The 16,544-nt window shown below is 48.6% G+C and carries 14 protein-coding genes; 8 read left to right on the top strand and 6 right to left on the bottom strand.

The window, feature by feature from the left end:
* Positions 1 to 133 precede the first annotated feature (133 nt).
* The 3 genes from ACN0YN_RS30890 to ACN0YN_RS30880 form a co-directional block, all read right to left on the bottom strand.
* The gene (locus ACN0YN_RS30890; RefSeq protein ID WP_417388719.1) at positions 134 to 613 is read right to left on the bottom strand and encodes a DUF309 domain-containing protein; all 480 of its coding nucleotides are present in this window, start codon (positions 611 to 613) and stop codon (positions 134 to 136) included.
* A 636-nt stretch (positions 614 to 1,249) separates the two neighbouring features.
* A complete protein-coding gene (locus tag ACN0YN_RS30885) occupies positions 1,250 to 2,674 on the bottom strand; it encodes a sulfatase-like hydrolase/transferase (protein WP_417388718.1) in 1,425 nt (474 codons plus the stop codon).
* Between the two features lie 7 nt (positions 2,675 to 2,681).
* Entirely contained in the window at positions 2,682 to 4,001 is a 1,320-nt protein-coding gene (locus ACN0YN_RS30880; RefSeq protein WP_417388717.1) for an Nramp family divalent metal transporter, read from the bottom strand.
* A 259-nt stretch (positions 4,002 to 4,260) separates the two neighbouring features.
* Here ACN0YN_RS30880 and ACN0YN_RS30875 point away from each other — a divergent pair, with 259 nt between their 5' ends.
* The 3 genes from ACN0YN_RS30875 to ACN0YN_RS30865 all read left to right on the top strand — a co-directional run bounded on the left by ACN0YN_RS30875 (position 4,261) and on the right by ACN0YN_RS30865 (position 7,346).
* Entirely contained in the window at positions 4,261 to 5,733 is a 1,473-nt protein-coding gene (locus ACN0YN_RS30875; RefSeq protein ID WP_417388720.1) for a sulfatase, read from the top strand.
* A 51-nt stretch (positions 5,734 to 5,784) separates the two neighbouring features.
* Entirely contained in the window at positions 5,785 to 6,114 is a 330-nt protein-coding gene (locus ACN0YN_RS30870; RefSeq protein WP_417388716.1) for a rhodanese-like domain-containing protein, read from the top strand.
* A gap of 89 nt (positions 6,115 to 6,203) precedes the next feature.
* Entirely contained in the window at positions 6,204 to 7,346 is a 1,143-nt protein-coding gene (locus ACN0YN_RS30865; RefSeq protein ID WP_417388715.1) for a lactonase family protein, read from the top strand.
* On the opposite strand, the gene ACN0YN_RS30860 is transcribed toward ACN0YN_RS30865, so the two are convergent.
* A complete protein-coding gene (locus ACN0YN_RS30860; protein WP_417388714.1) occupies positions 7,347 to 7,553 on the bottom strand; it encodes a hypothetical protein in 207 nt (68 codons plus the stop codon).
* Positions 7,554 to 7,870: 317 nt separating this feature from the next.
* On the opposite strand from ACN0YN_RS30860, the gene ACN0YN_RS30855 reads away from it, so the two are divergent.
* From ACN0YN_RS30855 to ACN0YN_RS30845, 3 genes are all read left to right on the top strand, one after another.
* Complete coding sequence (locus ACN0YN_RS30855; RefSeq protein ID WP_417388713.1) at positions 7,871 to 8,860, top strand: metallophosphoesterase family protein; 990 nt, start codon at positions 7,871 to 7,873, stop codon at positions 8,858 to 8,860.
* A gap of 117 nt (positions 8,861 to 8,977) precedes the next feature.
* Complete coding sequence (locus tag ACN0YN_RS30850; RefSeq protein WP_417388712.1) at positions 8,978 to 9,520, top strand: dihydrofolate reductase family protein; 543 nt, start codon at positions 8,978 to 8,980, stop codon at positions 9,518 to 9,520.
* 129 nt (positions 9,521 to 9,649) lie between these two features.
* Positions 9,650 to 10,087 (top strand): nuclear transport factor 2 family protein, encoded by a 438-nt coding sequence (locus ACN0YN_RS30845; RefSeq protein WP_417388711.1) that lies wholly within the window; start codon positions 9,650 to 9,652, stop codon positions 10,085 to 10,087.
* 63 nt (positions 10,088 to 10,150) lie between these two features.
* Here ACN0YN_RS30845 and ACN0YN_RS30840 read toward each other — a convergent pair whose 3' ends face one another.
* Positions 10,151 to 11,080 (bottom strand): sugar phosphate isomerase/epimerase family protein, encoded by a 930-nt coding sequence (locus ACN0YN_RS30840; RefSeq protein WP_417388710.1) that lies wholly within the window; start codon positions 11,078 to 11,080, stop codon positions 10,151 to 10,153.
* 211 nt (positions 11,081 to 11,291) lie between these two features.
* Here ACN0YN_RS30840 and ACN0YN_RS30835 point away from each other — a divergent pair, with 211 nt between their 5' ends.
* Complete coding sequence (locus tag ACN0YN_RS30835; protein WP_417388709.1) at positions 11,292 to 13,097, top strand: redoxin family protein; 1,806 nt, start codon at positions 11,292 to 11,294, stop codon at positions 13,095 to 13,097.
* A 220-nt stretch (positions 13,098 to 13,317) separates the two neighbouring features.
* Positions 13,318 to 14,361, top strand: a complete 1,044-nt coding sequence (locus ACN0YN_RS30830; RefSeq protein WP_417388708.1) for a glycosyltransferase family 4 protein — start codon at positions 13,318 to 13,320, stop codon at positions 14,359 to 14,361.
* A 253-nt stretch (positions 14,362 to 14,614) separates the two neighbouring features.
* Here the strand turns inward: ACN0YN_RS30830 and ACN0YN_RS30825 are convergent, their stop codons facing one another.
* A complete protein-coding gene (locus ACN0YN_RS30825) occupies positions 14,615 to 16,117 on the bottom strand; it encodes a TIR domain-containing anti-phage reverse transcriptase (RefSeq protein WP_417388707.1) in 1,503 nt (500 codons plus the stop codon).
* Positions 16,118 to 16,544 lie beyond the last annotated feature (427 nt).

Genomic DNA, 16,544 nt, shown 5'->3' with positions numbered 1-16,544 from the left:
TCCCGGGTCGCTTTCGCTAACCGGTTGACAGCGTCAGGTCGTGACGCTGCGCGTCATGCCTGACGCACATAAAAAAAAGAGCACACCAATGTGTGCTCTTTGAATCATCTCTAAAATCTTCAGTCGCGACTGATTATCCCAGCGGGAATGGTTCCGGTTCCAACAGGAACGGAAATACGCGAATGGGCTCACCCATGACCAGATCGTCCGGGTAACGCAGCTGGGCAGCCCGGTCGGCCGCAAACTGCAGTTTCGTCAGTTCCAGTCCACAATAGTGATCTGCATTTGACTCTGCCGCAACGTCTGCAAAAACTTCTCCGGCAGAAGCAGCATGTCGACGTACGCCATGGATACTTCCTTCACGAACTTTGATGCCGGCTGCTGACAGTTTCACCAGGCCTTTGAGGAAGCGTCCCGGAATGGAATCGGGGCCGCAGACACGCAGCAGACGTTCCCACTCATCATGTGCTTCCCAATAGTACCCCAGATTGAAATAGTCGATCGCGTTCAGATAATTCCGGTGCTCGACCCAGTTATCTTCCGTCAAAGCCTTGGGTGGTTTTGGCTTGTTGCCATAACTGTGCCCCTTGGGATCTCGATATGGGTGTGGCAAACTTTTCCCTGGAACAAAGGTATACTCAGGAAGACGGGACGAAGGAAGTAAACGCACAACATCAGCGACAGGATAAACCATCCTTTAAAATCTCCAATTTCTCTTTAGTTTAGCTGAGGTCTACAGATTTTGAGACCAGATCTATTCTTATCTATACTTGATTGAACATCTGCGGCGGGTACTGACTGAATTCGTGTCGCAGGCTTTGCTGACATAAAGTCTGCACCTAACCTATTTATATTTCAGGCTTTCGCAACGATAGCGCTAAAACTTCTCAAATTTGGGCTCCGCCCCTTTTCCAATCGGGCTCGGTCGCAATCGGCTCAAATCACTGCATGTTAAATGCAGCCTGGAGCGAAAGGGGTAGGAAACTGAAAATCGAGCTCAAAAAGCTTATTTTCAAGCTTTGTCACCCCATCATATACAAGCTTTTTTGAACATAAAGAGCAGATTTTGTAATTTGAAGCAATTTCCGGGATTTCCAAGCCCTCTTGTGCTGGTCAGGCGGAATAAGCGCCTGAGATTGTCCCGGGACCGGGATGGCAGATGATTCATACCCGAAAACCTGTCCAGTGACCCGGCTGGAAAATCAGGATAACACGTTCGATCAGGCTGGGAGATCTCTGGAGACTATTGTCACTTCTCAGAGGCCCCTGACTTTTTCATCAGTTCTTCCTGGGCCCTGATCCTGCGGGCAGAGATGCTGCGGAACTCCCAGGGAAGTTTCGCATTTTCCGGAAGTGAATCGAGAACACTCTTCAGTTGAGCATACGACTTCAGGCTGGTGTTTTCACTTTTCAAACGTTCGCTGCGGGAGAGATCATGCTGCTCCAGTGGATCCTCTGACAGATCGAAGAATTCGCCCGTCGAATAAAGTTTGAACCGCTGATCTCTGATCACCCGCTGCTTGTAATATTGTGTCAGACACCAGGAACGCCACGGTTCCTTGCGGGGTTGATTCAGAATCTGTGGTGCAAAGGATTTCCCGTCAATCGTCACCCCTTCAGGAAGCGGGGCGTTTGCCAGATCCGCCAGCGTAGGCAGCACATCTGCAATATCGATCAGGTCATCACTGATCCGCTCAGTCCCTACCAGTTCAGGGCAATTGATGATGAGGGGCATGTTGATTCCCTGTTCCTTGAGGGAATAAATTCCTTCATCCGAAATACGACCGTTGATGAGACCGCCCAGGCTCTGCTCCGCATTCTGATCGGTTCCGTTGTCCGTCCCATTGTCGGGAACAATAAACAGAATCGTATTATCGCGAATCCCGAGTTCGTCCATTGCTTTGACCAGTTTCCCGATCAGAAAATCGGAGTAGTTCAGCATGCCTGCAAACTTTTCGCGCGCCGTTAATTCTTTTCCGAGATTGTGGGGCGTGTTTACCACAGGAATGTGAGTCAGGATCGCTGAATAGTATGCGCAGAAAGGTTTGTCTCGATGTGTCTTCATATAGTCAATCAGATAATCCGTGAAGATATCAGGGCCAAACTTCCCTTTTGTCTCCAGCCGTTTGCCGTTCTGAATCACATACGGATCCCAGTAACGCTGCTTATGCGCCGGATGCCCTTTCTTACCTTCCGGGAAAAGGCAGTACTCTTCAAACCCATGTTCCGTGATCGCATCTTTCTGGGCCGGATCGAACATGTCATTGATCTGCCATTTACCTGAGATACAGGTGCTGTAACCCGCGTCTCTCAGAATTCTTGCAAAACAGATCTCGCGGTTCCAGTCGAAGTACCCGCCCCCATAAATCGCCGGGTCATGATGCGTATGCCAGCCGGAACGAAACGGGTAACGTCCGGTGAGCAGCATATGACGGGTGGTACTGCAGACAGGCGTCACATAACAGTTGCGAAACCGCAGTCCCGTATACGCCAGATGATCGATGTTCGGCGTCTGATTTTCCGAACTGCCATAGCAGCGAAACCAGTCCTTGCCGACATTGTCGAGCAGGATGAAAATAATATTGGGACGCGTGTCCTTTTTTTCTTCCGCCTGCGCGGGCAGACAGATCAAAAAGCAAAAGGAAAAACAGACCGTTAGAATCAGATATTTCATAAGAGTTTCAACTTTGTTGGTGGAGCACCAGACGCACTTCAGGTTGGGTAGGAACATCGACTGCAGCGGATGTGGATCGCATTTTCTGAACCTGAGGAATTACTTTTTCTGTCGCGATATACCAGGCCATACCCAGCAATAACAAAAATCCGATACCAGCAAGTAGATTCATCACGAAGCCATTACGGTGCTCGCCCATAACCTTTTTGCTGCTGGTTAATAACAGCAGTGCTCCTGCTGCCAGAGGAGCCGCGACAACTGTCACAGCCTGTGCAGCAACGATTGCCGTTACGGGTCTGGTTCCCGATGAAATCACATACAGAGCGACAAACATTCCAGTCAGCAACACAACGGCTGTCAGAATACGTGTCGATTTATCATGGGGTGTTCCTCCCAGTCCCAGACTGTCGGACAGAATAAATCCACCAATCATGGAGTTCACAATAAAGGAAGAATAAGCGGCTGAGAACAGACCAATACAGAACAGAATTTGTCCCTTATCACCGAACAGCGGCTGCAGTGCATTACCTACATCGGCAACGCTCGTCAGCGTCGCTCCCCTCAATACCGCAGCGGCAGTAGACATAATCATGATGGTAATCAACGCCATAATCGTGGCGCTGATGAAGGCATCGATGCGCCCATCCTTAAGATCACTGATTTTCCAGCCTTTAAAACGTGCCAGATAAGACTGATAGAATGCTGCTGTGATCACAAACGTGGTCCCGATCAGTCCCAGCAGGGAAATATCTTTAATCGAATCCAGTCCCCCTTTACCGGAACCAGGAATCACGCCTTGTGCCATCTCCGCCAGATCCGGTTTCGCAAAAAACAGATTGATGGCAAATGACGCCAGCATCACAGCCACAAACACCGACATCAGGCGTTCCACCAGTTTATAGAGGTTCTTAAACCCGAACAGAAACGCAATTGAGATGGCATTGAAAATCACGATGCCGTATTTTAAATCGGTATAGTTCTCCAGAGCAGAATGCACACCGAGATTATTTCCAAACTGGTAAGCGGCTGAAATGAAAAATACGCCGCAGCCAATCAGAACGGTTAAAGGCCGTCCTACCATTTTTGCCAGCAATGTGCACGTGGATTCACTGGTCACGGTCCCCAGCTTTGCTCCCAGTGACGTATAGACCAGCATGAAGACCACAGAGACCAGCACGACCCAGATCATGCTGTAACCTTCTTTTGCCCCCAGATTGGAACTGGTCAAAATACTGCCTGGCCCAATCACAACACAAGCGGTCACCAGTCCGGGACCAATCCTTTGCCACCAGTGTGGCCTGACACTCACTGCTTGTTCTTCTGTCACGTTTCCGGGTATCCTCATGATGTAAGTTTTATCTGTGGGACGCGAAGCATCAGTTATTTATTATGCGAAACCTGTCGCGTTACACAATCTATTTCCTACTTTGTCCGGTTTTATTTTGGAAACAGTCGGTGTACCATTTATTATCAATGGAAGAATGCCCGAAACATCAGTTCCGATTTCTCCTGCGCTCACTCCCTGCATGACCCGGTAAAAAACCTCAAGCGACTACAGACAAAATAAGGATGCTGCAGTGAAACGATTGATCAATTTTCTCTGTCTGGCTGGACTGCTCGCGACTCTCACTCCACATTACATCGATGCCGCTCCCCAGCAGAAGAAACCAAATTTTATCATCATCTTCTGCGATAACCTCGGTTATGGCGACATCGAACCCTTTGGCTCCACCGTCAATCGCACTCCCTGCCTGAATCGGATGGCGCGCGAAGGAATGAAGTTTACTCATTACTGTGTGACGGCAGGGGTCTGTACTCCTTCGCGTGCCTCTATCATGACCGGCTGCTATTCCCAGCGAGTCGGCATGCACTGGAATCCGCGCGATGGCCAGGTCCTGCGTCCGATTTCGCCTTACGGATTAAACCCGGAAGAAATCACAGTCGCCGAACTTCTGAAGAAACAGGGGTACCAGACCGGCATGATCGGGAAATGGCACTTGGGTGATCAACCCCCCTTTCTGCCTACGAAACAGGGCTTCGACTACTTTTACGGAATTCCCTATAGCGATGATATGACGCAGGCAGTAGGACAGCGACTGGGCGATCGACTGGATGGCAAAAACTGGCCTCCCCTGCCTGTCATGTTGAACGACACCGTGGTCGAAGCAGGCGTCGATCGAAATTTATTAACCAAAGACTATACCGAGAAAGCGGTCGAATTTATCGAGAAGAATAAAGACCAGCCTTTCTTTCTTTACTTCCCGCAAGCCATGCCCGGCAGTACCAGTAAGCCTTTCGCCAGCGATGCCTTCCGCGGGAAAAGTAAAAATGGTCCCTGGGGTGACAGCATTGAAGAACTCGACTGGTCTACCGGACAGATTCTGGACAAGCTGGTCGAACTGGGCATCGATAAGAATACGCTGGTCATCTGGACTTCAGATAACGGGTCCCCCATGGCCAAAGATATGAACAGTACAGAACGGGGGACCAACAAACCATTAAACGGTCGCGGTTACACAACCTCAGAAGGAGCATTCCGCGTCCCCACCATCGTCTGGTGGCCAGAAACAGTTCCTGCAGGAACCGTGTGTGAAGAACTGGCAACAACAATGGACCTCTTGCCCACCTTCACTCTGCTCGCGGGGGGAAACGTTCCCACGGATCGTATCATTGACGGACATGACATTCGCCCCCTCATCCTGGGAGAAGCCGATGCGAAAACTCCCTATGATGGTTTCTATTATTACGCGATGGAACAAATACAGGCGGTACGTAAAGGCCCCTGGAAATTATTCGTTCCACTAAAAGAATTCAGCCGTCACCCGCATTTCAAAAAAGGGGAAGGCTCTCAACCATTGTTGTTCAATGTGGTCACCGATATCAGCTCGGAACACAATGTTGCCGATCAGCACCCTGAAATAGTGAAAGAGTTAATGGCACTGGCTGAAAAAGCCCGCGCCGACCTGGGAGACACCAACCGCCCGGGAGCCAATCAGCGAAAGGCTGCCAAAGTGGATCATCCCGTTCCCCCAACCTTAAAAACAACCTCTACAAAATAAACAAACGTCTTTAATCATTCCTTGCGAACCTGAAAAGAAATATAGAACCTGATGCACGCCCTGGAAACCGACTGCCAGACAGTCAAACAGAAACTCGACTCCGGCCACCCTTTCCTGCTGCTTGACTGTCGCGAACAGGAAGAGCACACACTGGTCAATATACCCGAAGCACGTTTGCTGCCGATGAGCGTCATCCAGGATCGTATCTCAGAGCTGGATGATCAGCGTGAAGAGGAAATCATTGTCTACTGTCATCACGGAATGAGAAGTCTGCAAGTGGCCGCCTGGCTGCAGCAGCAGGGGTTTACGAATGTCAAAAGCATGCATGGCGGAATCGATGCCTGGTCATGCGAAATTGATAATACGAAACAGCGCTATTAAAACTTGATCAGGCAGCAATTTTTCCTGCCTGACCTAATTTAAAATACCACAGATTTTTCCACCACAGTTAACCTGCCTGGGAGTTTCGCATGTCTTACGAGCAATTTATTTTTCTGTTCCCCATCGTGGCCGGCATCGCCCTCAGTAATGCGACTGCAACGGCCGCCGAAGAACCTCTGGTTTTTATTTCTGCTTTTGCTCCCGGTGAAAAAGGAGCAATCCATGCTTACACAATGAATCCGGAGACCGGTGAACTCAAACTGGTGGAACGCACGTCAGATGTGGAAAATCCTTTTTTCCTGGCCGTCTCTCCCGATAACAAATATCTGTATTCCATTCATGCACCTGGGAAATTCAGTGGCAAAGATAATGAGTTCGTTTCCGCTTTCGCCCTGGAAGGGCGGACCGGGAAACTCAAGCTGTTGAATCGCCAGTCCTCACTGGGGACTGCTTCCTGTTACCTTGATATCGACAAGTCCGGCAAAGCGGTCGTTGTTGCCAATTACACCACAGGCAGCATCGCCTCGCTGCCCGTCAAAGCAGATGGATCGCTCGGCGAACCGGAGACGTTTATCCAGCACACTGGTTCCAGCGTCAATCCACAGCGTCAGAAGGAACCCCATGCACACTGCAGCGTGATCAGCCCCGACCAGAAATTTGTCTTCGCTGCCGACCTGGGGCTTGATAAGATCCTGGCGTATCAACTCGACCCTCAAACCGCAAAACTGACACCTGCAGCGCAGCCTTTTGTGAGAACCATCCCCGGTGCCGGGCCCCGTCATCTGACCTTTCATCCTGACGGAAAGCAGATGTATGTCATCAACGAACTCAAAAATTCGATTACCGAATTTGACTACGATCCCGAGACAGGCACACTGATCGAGGGACAGACCATTTCAACACTGCCAGAAGACTTCACAGGCACCAGCTACTGTGCCGACCTGAAATTCACTCCCGATGGTCGTTTCCTGTATGGCACGAATCGTGGCCACGACAGCATCGCCGCTTATCAGGTTGATAAAGCGGGAAAACTGACTTTGATTGAAATCGCCCCCAGTCTTGGCAAAGGACCGCAGAATCTGGCGATCACAGCAGACGGGAAATTTCTGATCTGTGCCAATATGCCTGGTAACAATGTCGTTGTTTTTAAGATCGACAACGAATCAGGGAAACTTTCTCCAGTAGGAGATCCTGTTGAAATCACCAGTCCATCCTGCATCATGATTCGTTAATCAGTCTGCCGGATTTTCATCCGTCTTCGATTTTGCGGGTTCTGATTCTTCAGGGTGCCGGGAATCGTATTCGTCCATCAGAGTAGACGGACAGGTTTCTTCCTGATCACACTGTTTACAGATCACATGAATCAGGTCAGAACCTCCCAGTTTCAACTGATTCTGTTCACAAAACTGATACAGTTCTTTCAAGTGTGTACATACCATGTGCTTTATCATCCTCCATTACGAATTTATCACGAACAGGGACGATGCGATTCCATCAAACTTTTCCCTGTGTTATGTTCCTGCAGGTCATTTTCGTTTCCAACGACCACTCAATGCAAGTTCAAACAGGACTGTTTCCTGATCGAGCGAAAACAATTCGTCAAACGATCGTCTAAAAGGATTCTCAACGTTTGCCTCAAATGTTCTGCTCCGTTTAGGATGCTATCATAAAACGACATCCGGTTCTGTCTAGAACATATTTCTCTACTGCCATTTGCGCCCGGGCTTAGTTGTATTCAAAAGGAACCAGATTACCCATGAATCAATCAACCTCTCCCTGGACCTTCCTGCATGTGAATGACAGTCACATGGGAACCGCCCGTTCTTACCGCTTTCGCCCTGCCATCAATAAACGCTGGGCTGCTATTAAACAGCAGATGGCAGCCATTGATGCCGACCTGCTCCTGCATGGCGGCGACCTGACACGGGACGGCGATACCCATGAATTCGAATATCTTCAGGCACGCGAAGATCTGGATACACTCCCCTTCCCCTCATTTGTCATCCCCGGCAATATGGACGTAGGAAACAAACATGCCTCACAGACCGGAGTCAAACACCGCTGGGATCCCAAAGGGCTGGGCTGGAATGATCCCGATCTGAATATGACGGCGAAACGCCTGGATCTGTTCAGCAATTATTTCGGTCCGCTGCAGTGGTCATTTCTGCATCGCGAAGTGCGTTTCACAGGTTATTACGCCGCGATCGCGGGGACCGGTCTGCCGCACGAACAACGTCTCTGGCATTTTCTGGAGCACCTCCCCGAACTCCCCCCGGCAAAGCATCATGTCGCCGTCATGCATTACTGGCCGTTCATGGAACACCTCGATGAACCGGACTGGGACCTGACCGACGGTGATCAGTACGACAACTGGTATTTCTCGATCAATCCACCTCATCGACAGCGATTGTGGGAAATCCTCAAAGCGGCCAAAGTCGATATCCTCTTTTGTGGCCATGTCCACACAGGTCGCCCGGTACAGGAAGTGGACGGAATTCGCATTTATCGCACCCAGGCTGCCGGCAATACGGGACAACTCAGCGAACGCTGGCCCGATGCAGATACCAGCTTCGGTTTTCATCGTTGCGATGTGACCGATACCGGAATTGATGTCAACTACATTCCCGGCGAAGACCAATGCGACGAGTTTGGCACTTTCGGACCACTGGGACATCCCCCCATTGAAGAACGTGACTACTCTGTCGCGGAAGAGCAGCCACCGCTTCAACCTGACGAAGACCTCTAGTGCACTTCACATTTAAATATAGCGTCACTCACTCTAATATACTCGTTTCAAATGACCTTGGAGACGCTATAGTAAAACTGGACTTAGTCCAGATTGAGGGAATACCGGGAGAGAGCCTTGAAAACTTCTATTTACATCGCCACCAGTCTGGATGGATTCATCGCCCGTAAAGATGGAGCACTGGACTGGCTGCCTGGAATCGACAGTACCGATACGCCAGGGGGAGAAGATTATGGGTACCATGAATTCATGGACTCAATCGATGTGCTCATCATGGGGCGTAAGACATTTGAAACAGTGCTCTCCTTTGATACTGACTGGCCCTACGGCAACAAGCGAATGGTTATTCTCAGCAGTCAACCTGTTTCGATTCCGAGTGATTTATCCGATAGAGTCGAATCCTCGGCTATGAATCCGATCAAGCTGATAGAGAAACTGTCCGCAGACGGTTTTCAACACGCTTACATTGATGGGGGAATCACCATCCAGAGCTTTCTGAACGCGGGGCTGATCGACGAACTGATCATCACTCGAGTCCCCGTTCTGATTGGCTCAGGGATTTCACTGTTTGGAACCCTGGAGGCCGACATCAGACTCCAGCATTTACAGACCCAATCCTATCCCAATGGACTGGTGCAAAGCCGCTACCGAAGACTCTGAGACAACAGATATGTGTTCTTGAATATGTTGTGAATTCCCGTCATCTCGTCTGTTCGAATGTCTCATCCACAGGCTATATTGTCGGCAGTCATAAACCACACTTCGACTGTTTCAATGAAAGGAATTCAGATGCCGACTCGATATTTGCTGTTCGCGATTCTCAGCTGTTGCCTCTTCTCTCACTCAGCGATTGCCGAAGAATCTGAAGCAGACGCGGAATTATTAAAAGCAGTGAAAACTCTGGATGAGGCATTCTCTAAACGGGACAAAGAAACCATCCGCAGCATGACCGACCCCATGCACATCTCGATTTCCCCTTCCTATCAGTTCTTCAATCAGGAGGATCAGCTGAAAGCGTTACCAGAGCTGAAACTGACGCTCTTCAAAGCCAGTCCGAAAACCATCGTGCATCCCACACCCCGGACTGCCCTGATTCGATACGAAGCCAATATCGAAGGGACCTTTGAAGGAAAAACGCTGTCAAAACATGTCCAGATTCTGGAATCGTGGGTCAAGAAAAAAGGGAAATGGATTGAAGTGTCTTACCAGGAAACCCCGTTACCCTGAATTTCCCGCTTCATCAAAATTTTCTATCACACAACAGGCAGCGAACGCAGTCATCTCTTTTAATCAGGATGATTGTTTCGCTGCTTCCTGCATCCATGTCTGCAACATTTCGCGAAGCAACACCAGTTCTTTGAACAACGCTTTACGATCCTTGTTGGCATGTTCGAAACACCACGGGCCTCGAAACCCCGCCTGCCAGCCAATCTCAAAACAGCGTTTGAGATCGTACAATGGATGCTCGCCACGTGGCCCCAGATTACGCGCCTTGAAATCGCAGGTCACGGCGATGGGAAACGTCTGTTTCAGGCCGGCATAACGAATCTCTTCACTGTCCCAGTTCCCCGTATCCGGGCAGGCGGCGACGTTCTCTCCAATCGCCTTTACCAGCTTCACGACAGAATCCGGATCACTCTGCATCCAGCCATAATTCTCGACCAGCAGTTGCACATTGCGTTCGGCCCCGTATTCACACAACTCGCGATAACTGGCAACATGAATTTTTATATCCGGCGTCGGCACCAACGGTAACGGGCGAGCCCACTTTAAACCCAGGTGCGAAGCCACATCTATGGATGCTTTATAGGTGTCCAGAGCCTTGTTTCGAACCGCCGCATCAGGGCTGTTCATATCCAGTTTTGGTTGATTCATTTTCAGATTCGTCAAAATACAACCAGCCTTGTCGGCTGCAGCGCGGACCTGATCGAGATATTTCCGATCGGTGGCCGCCAGCGTTGAAGTATTCAAGTCAATCACCGTCATCCCCAGTTCGTCTCGCAGGATGCGGGGCAGTTCCAGCAGAGTGATTCGATCTTCTTTCGCCCGCGGGGAGAGTTGATAAGCCAGGGAGGAAGTCGTGATCCCCAGCTGACGGTCCAGCGTTTTTCCTACCTGCTGTGGCGCGGCTTTCGCGACTGATGAGAACGGATTTCCCAGACAGGAACCTACGACTGCACCACCGCTTACGTTAAGAAACTGCCTTCTTGAAAACTTCATGATCGCTTCCCTGTTCCAGAACAGTACAATGCACGTGTGTACGAAGTCGGCTGCCGACTGACATCATTCTGCAGCATAATGTGTTCGATCACAAGAAAAATCACGATGACAGCAATTCTGTGAAACGAATTATCAACTTGCCGGGTATGATTGTCAGTCACCGGTACTGATAGGTACTTCACAGTCAACGATTGACAAATGGATTCCGTTAATGCATTTAATTCAGCAGCGCAAACAGTTCATCCTTTTGCTCCTCGTCTCCTTCCTGGCAGGCAGCCTGGGAGAAACCTTCGCCTTTGAGCCCCCGATTGAAAAACCACAGGTCGGCTCTCAGACAGGTCCGCTGCGGTTTAAGGACATTCGCTACCTCACCCGGTCTCTGCAGGATTTCAAAAACCAGAAAGCATTCGTGGTGATCGCCTGCAACACGACCTGCCCGCTGGTGAAACGATATCTCCCTCGATTGAAAGAACTGGAACAGCAATACCGCCCTCAAGGCGTGCAGTTCATCGCGCTCCATACCGGCCCTTCCGATTCGATCAGAGAAATTGCCGAATATGCGATCGTCCATGAAATCCCCTTTCCCAATGTACAGGATGTCCATGGCCAGTCTGTGAAAGCACTGGGACTGGAGCGGACTCCTGAAGTCGCGGTGCTGGATTCTGATTTCCAACTCCACTATCGCGGCCGCATTGACGATCAATACCGGATTGGCGGCGCACTCCCCCAGCCAACAGAAACGAATCTGACAGATGCGATTGAGGCGGTTCTCAAAAACGAACCGGTTCCAATCCCCGAAACCAATGTGGATGGCTGCACGATTACTTCACACGCAGTCAGCCGCGCGGTGAAATCGGTGACCTATTACAAAGACATCCAGCCACTCATTAAAAAACATTGTCTTGACTGTCATCGTCCGCAGACAGAAGCCCCGTTTGCTTTAACGACGCTGGAAGAAGTCCAGAACAACGGGGCCATGATCGCTGAAGTGGTACAGGATCAGCGTATGCCCCCCTGGTATGGCGGCAGTGCACACGCGGAATTTGCCAATCATCGCAGCATGTCCCGACAGGAACGGCGGCTGATTGCAGACTGGTATCAGGTAGGAATGCCAGCCGGAGCAGAACCTGATGAACTCCCCCCCACCGCTGTTTCTGCCACTCAACAGAAATGGCTCATCGGCAAACCCGATCTGGAAGTCAGCATGCTGGAAACCCACACGCTTCCGGCGGACGGCTACATTCCGTATCGCTACACCGTGCTGCCTTATATTTTTCCCGAAGACACCTGGATCTCCGCCATCCAGATCCGGCCTGATAATCCAGCTGTCCTGCACCACTGTAATATGGCCGCCGTCAGCCTGACGAAGAAATGGGATGAATCCAATTTTATCACAGGCAAAGTCCCGGGATCTGGTCCGACCGTCCTGCCCAAAGAACTGGGTATCCTGATCCCCAAAGGGAGCGCCCTGGCGCTGCAGATTCATTACACATCGACGGGAAAACCGGAACAGTGCAAAATTTCCGTAGGCTTTAAATATGTCGAAGGCAAAGTGCAGAAACGTTATCGGTTTCTGATCATCAGAAATACCAGATTCACCATTCCTCCCGGCGCACCGCACCATGAAGTCAGTAACTCAAAAACACTCGACCGTGACGCACATGGCATCGGCCTGTTTGCTCATATGCATCTGCGGGGAAAAGACCTGTCCTTTCTGGCCCATTACCCGGACGGGAAAGATGAATCGCTGTTGATCATCCCCAATTACAGTTTCGACTGGCAGATCGGATATCTCTGGAAGGATCAGCGCCATTTCTTCCCGGCCGGAACCCGCATCGAAGCGATTGCCCATTATGACAATTCCGCATTCAATCCCTTCAATCCGGATCCCACCACCAGCGTCAGAAACGGCCCGCAAACCTATCACGAAATGATGTACGCCTTCTTCTTCTACACCTACGCCGACGAACAACTCAATCTGACCATCGACCCCAAAACCGGACAGGCAACCAATTAATATTATCCTGCCCCTCTGTTTTTCAGCTACATTGACAGCACGAAAACAAATTAGCCCCGGTTGTACCTCATTGCTAAGGACCGTCCGAATCAAGAAACCCGACTCAGAGGCACACATCATTTTATCGGCTGTATTCTCTGCGCGGAACGTGTATCATCAGTAGATTCACAACGATTACTGCCAGTACACACCAGAGTCCGTTTGATTGAAAAGAGACTTCATGCGCGTCCTGTTTCTGATCTCCGGGAAAAATGTCCCTTCCTCCCGGTTTCGCGTTTTGAATTATCTGCCCTTCCTGCGTCAGGCGGGAATCGAATGCACGGTGCTGGCCAGCTACCCCGAAAAATACGAACACATCCGCTGGCTGGGCTATCGACTCAGCTACCTGTTGAAACGGTTCACCCGCTACCTGCATTATTTTTATGCCCGCCTGAAACGATTTGATATCGTCTTCATCGAACGGGAACTCTTCGATCACAAAATCTATAATCTGGAACTCCTGTTCATGGGGCTGGCGAACAAAACAGTCCTGGATATCGACGATGGAATTTTTCTCAGATATCCGGAGAAATTCCGTGTGCTCGCCGAGAAAGTAGATATGCTCATCGTCGGAAACCAGAATCTGTTCGACGAAGCAAAGAAATTCAGTAACCAGGTTCGACTTCTGCCTACATCCGTGATCGCCAGCAAGTATCCGGTCAAAGATTACAGCCAGCCCCCGTCCGAAAAACCGGTGATTGGCTGGACTGGTTTGGATACGAATATCCCGAATCTCAAACTCGTCGTCCCTGCGCTGCAGCGGCTGGCGGAACAATTTGAATTCGTCCTCTGCATCATCTCCGCCACTCCCGATCCGATCGCGGAGCTCGCGCTGGATGGAAATGATGTCCGGCATGTGGTCTGGCGTCCGGAAACGGAATACCAGGACCTGTCTGCCTTCGACATCGGCATCATGCCTCTGGAAGACGACGAATGGTCCCGCTTCAAATGCGGCTTAAAACTGCTGCAGTACATGGCCCTGGGAATCCCGGCCGTCGCATCGCCGGTGGGCGTCAACGCAGACATGATCGACCAGGGCGTAAACGGCTTCTGTGCTAAGACAGAGGAAGAGTGGTATGAATCACTGCGACTATTGCTGGACTCACCCGAACAGCGAAAGTTGCTAGGTCTGCGAGGGAGAAAAACGGTCGAAGAACAATTTGATGTTGAAAAGAACAGCCTGGTTTTGAAGCAGTATCTGGAAGGGACGCTCGACCAAGCCTAACGCACTGAAGAAGTAGCAGCGATTTGGATCTGAAAACGGTGGACAGGGAGGTCTCAGGTTAGCTATCGATTGAGAGCTAAGTGTTCCTGAAGCAGGAACAGAGGTTGGAGTGGTAGAATGCTCCGTTTAGATTTTCAAACTTCCAGCTAGTGGAGTTTCATTTTTAAATTTTGGGTTGATAGAAATTACGAGAGTGCGACAACGGAGCACGTAAACAACACCCGCAACCCTCAATTTCCAACTTGACAAAGCACTAGTTTTTTAATTCATTAATCTTAGACACGATTTCTTCTGGATTATTATTCCATATCAAGTAAAGCTTATCCTTCAAAAGTGGTAATTCTATTAATACCTTTGTGGGATCTCCAACAATTAAGGGAAGAACTTTCTGCTCCCCTGAGATATCTCTCGCTATTGCAGAATTTAGTTCACGACTTGGCCAAGCCTTATTGATTGAACTCTCCGACACTATTGCCAAAAAAAAACGAGACTTTGATAGTGCTTGATTAATTTTTTGAGTGATGGAATCTCCCCATTTAATATTTTCCTGATCCAGAAAACATTTTACGCCTGCATCCATACCTGCTTGGAATATAGGTTCTGCAACATCCTTTTTGTCTTCTGATGCATGACCTATAAAAACATCAAATAATTCAGAATTCATCATAATCTCTTGAATATACCCAGGTGCTTCTGAATCTAATTGGCCAACTTTTGCTGCCAGCTTGGAGACGATCGCATCTTCACTTCCACGCACCATTTTTAAAAATGAGAGTTTTCCATAAACAACACTCTTATAATATGAACCGTCTAAATCTTCTTCAGGTCCTTTATACGCTTTATCAGAATATCGTTCTAAATGCTCTTTCTCTGCGGCAACGACTCCGTGTTCATCCCAAGCATGAATCATTGCTCTTAGTTGTAGAATAAACTTACGTCTAACATTTGGAAATTCATTTACTGTAAGACCTGTTACTTCCTGTCGCATATTTCGAATTTGTAATCGAACTTTCTTATAGTTCACCGTAAATCCGGCAGCAGTTATCGTATCCTCAAGTACATTCCCTATCGATGTCTCACTTGGAATAAAACTTTGGCTTTTGAAGTAAGCCAAAGTTCTTGGAAAGTTTTTCTTGCTATATGAGAAAGTAATATCATCAGCATATCGAGTGTATTTGCAGTGATATTTTTGAGCTAAAGAAGTTAATCTCTTATCTAAATCAGCTGCAATAAAATTTGAAATTACTGGTGAAGTGCAAGCTCCTTGAGGTAATTTATTTTTAAAACAACAAAGATGAGCTAATATACTGGCAGCAGTTTCACCAAATTTAAAAGGATGTGATAAAAATAATCCTCTAACTCTGCCAAAATTAATTGAGCCATAAAAGTCTTTCAGATCTACATTCAAAACATATCTTTGTCTCTTATGTTGTAATGCATTTGAAACAATACTTTTTTCACACACAAACCCATGGACAGCTGATTTTACTCGATATTTACTGTGTAAAAACGGCATTATTTTCTGTTGCAAAATTGCGATACTTGTCATCGGCTTAGAAATACTTCGCTCGCCGCCATTTTTTTTAGGGATCTCAAAAGAGCTATATCGATTTTGCTCAGGAATTTTGTATAAAATGTAAAGCAACTGGCCATAAGGAATTTCTAATAGGTCAGCAACATCCTGCCCTGTTTGTAGTTTGTTGAACTTCTCTAATGACTCCTCTTCATTACTTTTCAGCTTCACTGATAAAGGCATAAAAAACTTCCCCTTCGCACCTTTAGCTATTCGCCAAGATCTCCGATACTTCGTTACCTGGGTAGCAAAGTGAAGCGTCCTAGCATAAGGAAAAACGTTTTTGTTTTCTGCCGCGGATCAGCAGCAAATATAGAAGGAGAAGTTTAGAAAGCTCAATGAAACGACAATAATTCAATTACAGAACACTACACAAATTAACAATACCCTGTGTACAGATTTTGCACTAGTGTATCAATAAAGAAAACAATTTAATTTCCTCACTACGTAAAAAAGCCTCACCCAGAATAATCTGAGTGAGGCTTTCATATAAGCAAAAGGTTGGTGGTCAAGTTTTAAGAGCTTCGTCCTTCAGGTTGTTGATCGGACTGCTATTGATAAACAGTCATCAATTATCCTTAGAAAGGAGGTGATCCAGCCGCAGGTTCCC

This window comes from Gimesia sp., assembly GCF_048260065.1.
Taxonomy (GTDB): domain Bacteria; phylum Planctomycetota; class Planctomycetia; order Planctomycetales; family Planctomycetaceae; genus Gimesia.
The sequence above is the reverse complement of the archived record's forward strand: the minus strand, read 5'-3'. Positions and strand labels throughout refer to the sequence as shown.